The sequence below is a fragment of the Streptomyces sp. NPDC059037 genome, from assembly GCF_042740015.1.
Taxonomy (GTDB): domain Bacteria; phylum Actinomycetota; class Actinomycetes; order Streptomycetales; family Streptomycetaceae; genus Streptomyces.
In genome coordinates this window covers 9,532-15,374 of sequence record NZ_JBHYIG010000243.1, presented here as the reverse complement: position 1 = coordinate 15,374, position 5,843 = coordinate 9,532, and the positions used below count along the sequence as shown (strand labels likewise).

At 68.1% G+C, this 5,843-nt stretch carries 8 protein-coding genes; 4 read left to right on the top strand and 4 right to left on the bottom strand.

What is annotated here, in order from left to right; translation table 11 throughout:
- Positions 1-173: 173 nt before the first annotated feature.
- From ACFWY6_RS35110 to ACFWY6_RS35095, 4 genes are all read right to left on the bottom strand, one after another.
- A complete protein-coding gene (locus ACFWY6_RS35110) occupies positions 174-506 on the bottom strand; it encodes a hypothetical protein (RefSeq protein WP_360772495.1) in 333 nt (110 codons plus the stop codon).
- A complete protein-coding gene (locus ACFWY6_RS35105; RefSeq protein WP_384699331.1) occupies positions 496-675 on the bottom strand; it encodes a hypothetical protein in 180 nt (59 codons plus the stop codon). Before ACFWY6_RS35105 ends, ACFWY6_RS35110 begins: the two co-directional genes overlap by 11 nt.
- Positions 672-1,259, bottom strand: coding sequence for a Hint domain-containing protein (locus ACFWY6_RS35100; RefSeq protein WP_384699329.1), 588 nt, complete (start codon positions 1,257-1,259; stop codon positions 672-674). Before ACFWY6_RS35100 ends, ACFWY6_RS35105 begins: the two co-directional genes overlap by 4 nt.
- 229 nt (positions 1,260-1,488) lie before the next feature.
- Positions 1,489-1,884 carry a hypothetical protein gene (locus tag ACFWY6_RS35095; protein ID WP_384699326.1) on the bottom strand — a complete coding sequence of 132 codons (396 nt, stop codon included), beginning with the start codon at positions 1,882-1,884 and terminating at the stop codon, positions 1,489-1,491.
- 131 nt (positions 1,885-2,015) lie between these two features.
- Here ACFWY6_RS35095 and ACFWY6_RS35090 point away from each other — a divergent pair, with 131 nt between their 5' ends.
- From ACFWY6_RS35090 to ACFWY6_RS35075, 4 genes are all read left to right on the top strand, one after another.
- Complete coding sequence (locus ACFWY6_RS35090) at positions 2,016-3,590, top strand: hypothetical protein (RefSeq protein ID WP_384699323.1); 1,575 nt, start codon at positions 2,016-2,018, stop codon at positions 3,588-3,590.
- A gap of 102 nt (positions 3,591-3,692) precedes the next feature.
- Complete coding sequence (locus tag ACFWY6_RS35085) at positions 3,693-4,094, top strand: hypothetical protein (RefSeq protein WP_384699320.1); 402 nt, start codon at positions 3,693-3,695, stop codon at positions 4,092-4,094.
- A 45-nt stretch (positions 4,095-4,139) separates the two neighbouring features.
- Positions 4,140-5,056, top strand: a protein-coding gene (locus tag ACFWY6_RS35080; protein WP_384699318.1) for an IS5 family transposase whose coding sequence is annotated in 2 segments (ribosomal slippage) — positions 4,140-4,437 and positions 4,437-5,056 — 918 coding nt in all. Because the reading frame shifts where the segments join, the coding sequence is not laid out codon by codon here.
- Between the two features lie 18 nt (positions 5,057-5,074).
- The gene (locus tag ACFWY6_RS35075) at positions 5,075-5,680 is read left to right on the top strand and encodes a LysE family translocator (RefSeq protein WP_384699316.1); all 606 of its coding nucleotides are present in this window, start codon (positions 5,075-5,077) and stop codon (positions 5,678-5,680) included.
- The last annotated feature ends 163 nt before the right edge of the window (positions 5,681-5,843 follow it).

Here is a 5,843-nt window from a genome sequence, read left to right as displayed (position 1 = left end):
ACTGCCGGCCGGTCGCGGCGGGTGACGGGGGCCTGGGTCACCGGCAAGACCTGCGCCAGGAGAGCCTGGTGTCCGGCGCTTGGTTCGTGCGCGCGTGACACCAGGCTTCTCAACTGGCCCGCTTCATCAAACAGCTGCTGCCGGCTCCGGCCGCGGCCCAACTGCTCTGTCACTCAGTCCAGTTCGGGCAGGATTCCCTCGGGGCCGCCGGAATCCATGATTCCGCGAAGGGACGCCATCATCGCGTCGACCCCGCCGGTCGGGACGATGACGAGGTCGGGGCACTGGAAGAAGGCGCCGCCCGCGCATTCGCCCGTCTGCTTCCAGCGGTCCATGACCTCGGCGATCTCGCGGAGCGTCATGAAGGTGGCGCTCCACCTCGTTCCGTCGGGCAGACGGAGCTCGACGTCGACGTTCTCGACGTCCTCGGCGCGGTCGTCGGCCCCCAGCATGAAGAGAGCCGAGAATCGGTCGTCCACGACGACGTACTGCGGGTCACTTTCCATAGAGCTGCTTCAGCCTCGCAATCACCTTGGGCTCGTTGCCCTTGTCGGCCTTGCCGACGATCTCGATGCCGCCGTCCACGTTCCGGAAGAAGCGGCGTCCGCCGTTCCGGCCGCGGGCGTACGTGATGTCGGTTCCCGCCAGCGCCTTGCTGCCGAGCCCCGGGTTCATGTTTCCACGGGACAGCTGCTCGAAGAGCCGTCCAGGTCGCGCTGGACCGTCTGGTTCCTGCCGGCCTGGTGCGCCGCTTTCGCAAGGAGTGAGTACTTGCCGATGGCTGACGTGATGAGCCGGCACGGGGCGGCGTTGTGCACCAGGAGCGCGGTGCCGCTCGCCAGCACGTAGTACGTGTGCGTGCCGGCCACGGTGAGGTTGCGGACCTCTTGGGTCCGGGCGCTCCACGAGGTGACCGCGTCGACTCGGGTGGGTGCGCTCGAGTCGGTCCGCAGCGTCATCCCGGGCTCCAGGTCGGCCGCGTTGGTCCACTGGTCGAGGCTGTCGGTCCAGAAGGGGTGCTGGTCGGTCGCGGTGACCGAGGCGATCCGGTCTCCGCTGTCGCCGTCGACGTCCACGCCGACCTTGACGAGGTCCTTCTCGCCGTTGCCGACGATGAGATCGGTGACGGGCTGTCCCTCGGTGTGTCCGGTGCCCGGGTCGGTGGCCAGGACCTCGTCACCCTCCCGTACCCGCTCGATGGGGACGGCGGAACCGTCGGCCATGAGCACGGGAGTGCCGGGCAGGAAGCTGTTGCCCACGCAGGTGGCGCCGACGCTCCCGCCCTTACGGGCCTTGCGGACGTCGTCCGCGGTCAGTGCCTTGGCGCCGACCTTGCCGCCGACCTTGAGCCAGCGCAGGACGGCGAGCGAACCGGGCGCCCGATCCCCAGGAGTCGCCGACGTGGGAGAAGTCGAAATCGATGTGGGGGGAGTTCGCTGAGCTTCTCGGCGCCCTTCTTGATCCCCGGAACGTGTTTGTTCGCGGCCTTCATGCCCTTGTTGGCCTGGGCCAGCCCTGGTTGACCTCGGTGACGCCCGTGTTCATCGTCTTGAGGCTGCCGTCCATTTGGGCGAAGCCCTTGTCCTTGAGCTCAGCGAGCTTCAGCTTCCCCAGCGCGTCCAGCTCTGTGTTGAGCGTCTTGAACCGGGCGCCGTTGTCCTTCATCACCGACTGCGTCCCGTAGAGGAACAGGGCGGTGCCCGCACCGGCGATGAGGGCCTTGCGGGTGAACTCCCGGAGGCAGTCGGCCTTCTCGACGAGACCCAGATCGTCGCACTTCGCATAGTGGGAGATCTGCTCGGCGATCTCCATGAGGCTCGACGGCTCCTTGTCGGCGGCGAACGCCGGAGCGCCGTGGTGATGCGTTCCTTGTTCATGGGGCACGGCGCCCATGACGATGTGACCCCCGAGTCAATTCTGAGCGGCGTCCGGTCGGAGAAGCGCGGCACGCACGGCGCAGCCAAGATCAGCGACAAAATCGTTCACCAGGGATCATCGAAAGATACGCTCCTGCGATGCGTCTGATACCCGACGGCCCGTTCCCCGAGATCGGCCACCCCTTCACGACCGACGTGAGTGCGGACGGCCGCTGGATCGCCGTCAGTTGTCACGCGAGCGGCCGCGACGGACACGGTCGGATCGTCGTGTACCGGACGAGCGATCTCGCCCTGTGGGACCAGATCGTGTTGGAGCAGGGCATCGAGGGGCTCGCCTTCCATCCCGCCTCGCCCGTGCTCGCCGTGGGCACGGAGGATGGGGACGAGTTCGAACTGCGGGGTGGGCTGCTCATGTACGAGCCGGAGACCCGGCGCCGTACCGACGTGGCCGTCGCCGGGGCCGGTGTCAGCGCCCTGCGCTGGCGGGACGCGCGCCGCCTGGAGGTGACGTTCGCTCGGCCGGTCGTCGACTTCGAAGACCCGGGCCGAGTGACGTACACGCGATCCGTCGCCGAGCGCGACGACTGGCACGACGTGACGGCTGACGTGCTCGCGGCGCTGGTCTCCTGGCCGCAGGTGCCGGTGGAGGTCGACTGGAGCCGCGTCAAAGGACCGGACATCGACCAACCTCAGCGGTACCTTGCGGGCGTCGCCGCCGAGAGGGGCCGCGCCTGGACCCGGCGGCCAGGAACGGCTGTTGTGGAGGTACTGCGGGACGGCCGGATGCTGGCTGCGGCGAAGAGCGGGGCCCTCCTGGAGTGCTGGTCGCCGGACGGCACCTTGCAGTGGTGCGTGCCGGCGCCTGACGGGCCGTGGCAACGCAACGGCTGTCGGCTGTACGTCACCCCGGACGAGGAGAGCGTCTGGATCACCGTCCTGGAGGGCGACAGCAGTGACCGGCGCACCCTGCTGCGCCGGTTCGCCCTCGCCGACGGCGCCCAACTCGCCGAACTCCGCCTCGACTTTCCGGTTGCCATCACTGCGCGCACGGATGGTGCCTGGGTGGTCCGGGACTCCCGGGAGCTGTTCCCCGGGCCGCGCTGGCCGCCGAACGAGAGCGTCGTGCTCACGCCTTCCGGGCGACAGCTGGGCACCTTGGCATTGGGGGAGAGCGACAGCTCTTACGATTTCCCGGTGCGACGCTCGCCCCATCTGCTTTTCCTGTACGGCGTCGGTGCCGGGGACGTCGTGAGGCCGGAAGTGCTGGAGAAGTGGGTCGTGCAGGCGGACCCCAACGGGATCGAGCGGTTGTTCCCGCTCGCCTGGGACGACTCCCTCGGCCCTCACTTGCGGGGCGGTCCCGCCGTGTACGTCGACGACGACGCCGGGCCAGGGCTCGTCCACACGTGCACGGCGCGCGACGGCACCCACCTCGTACGTCGCGCATACCCGGGCGGTGCTGTGGCCTGGGCGCACCGCTTCGACGCGCCGGTTACCGGGGTCGACGTCCACGACGGTCTCGTCCACGTCGTGACCGGAGCCGGGTCCTGCGAGCTGCTCACGCTGCGAGCAGCGGAAGGCACGGTGGTGCGACGGGGGACGCTGACTCTCGGCGGGCACGTCTACACTCCGACCAGCCTGAGCACCGGTCCGGACGGCGGCCTGGTGATCGGCACGGTGGAGGGGCGGCTGATCAGGACGCGGGCGGACTAGGGGGTGTTGAGAAAGTGGAGGCTGGCGCGTTGCGGGGTATGAGCCCGAGGGGGCCGCGCGCCGAGCGGAGCGAACGGGCGTCCAACGGTAGGTTCAGGTGGCATGGCGGAACCCATTTACTACGTTGACCGCTCGGACATCCGCGAGGGCAAGCTCGCGGAAGTCAAGAACGGGATGCACGACCTGGCCACGTTCGTCCAGGCGCGCGAGGCGCAGCTGATCGCCTACCACTTCTACATCGACGAGTCCGAGTCCACGATGACCACCGTGGCGGTCCATCCTGATTCGGCGTCGATGGAGCTCCACATGGAGCTCGGTGGACCGAAGTTCCGCTTGTTCGGTGCGCTCATCCGCATGAGATCCATCGACGTGTACGGCCGGCCGAGCGCGGTGGTCATGGACCAGCTCGGGCAGAAGGCCGAGATGCTCGGCGGAGGTACTGTCACCCTCCACACCCTGCAGGCGGGCTTCAGTCGACTGCATCCGCCCCGAAACAGCGCCTAAGGGTCTGTTGCGAGAGTAGATCTTGGTCGTGAATGATCACGTTCTGTGGGGCGTGGAGATCTGACGAACGGCCAATGGGCCCGGCTGGAGCCGTTGCTGCCGCAGGTCATCACACCGGGGCGCCCGCCGGTCTGGACGCGGCGGCAGTTGATAGACGGCATACGGTGGCGGACCCGGACCGGTGCCCCGTGGCGTGATGTCCAGGCCGAAGCAGACGCGAAGGGCCGCATCACCTGGGACGTGAGCGTCGATTCCACCGTCTGCCGAGCCCACCAGCACGCCGCCGGGGCGGCGAAAAGGGGGATCTCCAGAAGGAACCGCCCGGCGGCATCGTCGTCGAGCCGCCCGACCATGGGCTCGGACGCTCGCGAGGCGGGCTGACCAGCAAGATCCACCTCGCTGTCGAGCAAGGCCAGAAACCTCTGTCCTTCGTGATCACGGCCGGCCAGCGAAGTGACTCACCACAGTTCGAGCGCGTCCTGGAAGCGATCCGGGTGCCCCCGCTCGGACTGGGGCGGCCGCGCAAGCGTCCGGACAGAGTCCGAGCCGACAAAACGTACGACTCCCGCGCGAACCGCTCCTACCTGCGCAGACGAGGTATCAGGGCCACGATCCCTGTCCCGGCGGATCGGGTCCGCAACCGGCAGAGGCTCGGCTCGCGTGGTGGTCGGCCGCCGAAGTTCGACAAGACCGACTACCGCGAGCGTCATGCCCTTGAGAGCGGGATCAACCGCCTCAAGAGACACCGGGCGGTGGCCACCCGATACGAGAAACTCGCTGTCCGCCACGAAGCCACCGTCGTCATCGCAGCCATCAACGAGTGGCTCTTACCAGCACTTTCGCAACAGGCCCTAGGGCGCTCTGCCCGCACTCAAGGGGGCGACCCTTTATGGACCTGTGAGACCGGCATGCTTTGGATCTGTAATCCGGACCATTGCCGCAACAGTGTGAGAGGACCTTGAACCTTGTGGAGGTCCCCCTTGAGTGTTGCGTTCCTGCTGACCGCCCTGGTTGTGGTGGTCACCCCCGGCACCGGCGCGGTGTACACCCTCGCTGTCGGACTGTCCCATGGCCGACGGGCGAGCGTCGTCGCTGCGCTCGGCTGCACTCTCGGCGTCGTTCCGCATCTGGTGGCGACGATCACCGGCCTTGCCGCGCTGCTGCACACCAACGCCGTCGCCTACGAGGTGGTGAAGTACCTCGGTGTCGGTTACCTGCTGTACATGGCCTGGGTGACGCTGCGCGACAAGGAGGCGCTGACCGTCGAGAAGGGGGCCGAGCCGTGGTCGGCGGCTCGCGTGATCGCCTCGGCGGTGCTGACCAACCTGCTCAACCCGAAGCTCACGATGTTCTTCGTCGCGTTCCTCCCGCAGTTCGTCCCCGCCGACGAGTCCGGCTCCCTGGGCGTCATGCTTCAGCTCAGCGCCGTCTTCATGGCGCTGACCTTTGGTGTCTTCGCCGCCTACGGGATGTGTGCCGCTGCCATGCGCAACCGAGTGCTGGCCCGGCCGAGGGTGATGATCGGCATCCGCCGGGTATTCGCCGCCTCCTTCGTAGCCCTAAGCGCGCGGCTGGCGGTGGCGTGAGAGTGCGGCGACGGTCGACGGCACGATCATCGGCCGGAGCCGGAAGACGCCTGGTCGGAGCAGCCGACCGTCTGGACCTGCCGCTGAGCGACGAGGTCTGAGGGGTAAGTGCTGCGCGGATCGCGCAGGTTGCCCCAGAGGGGGTGGCGCACCTGGAGGTCAG

Bases quoted from the DNA above. Each gene is read 5' to 3' on its own strand.
- ACFWY6_RS35110 (WP_360772495.1), bottom strand. From the start codon at position 506: ATGGAAAGTGACCCGCAGTACGTCGTCGTGGACGACCGATTCTCGGCT.
- ACFWY6_RS35090 (WP_384699323.1), top strand. From the start codon at position 2,016: ATGCGTCTGATACCCGACGGCCCGTTCCCCGAGATCGGCCACCCCTTC.
- ACFWY6_RS35105 (WP_384699331.1), bottom strand. From the start codon at position 675: ATGAACCCGGGGCTCGGCAGCAAGGCGCTGGCGGGAACCGACATCACG.
- ACFWY6_RS35085 (WP_384699320.1), top strand. From the start codon at position 3,693: ATGGCGGAACCCATTTACTACGTTGACCGCTCGGACATCCGCGAGGGC.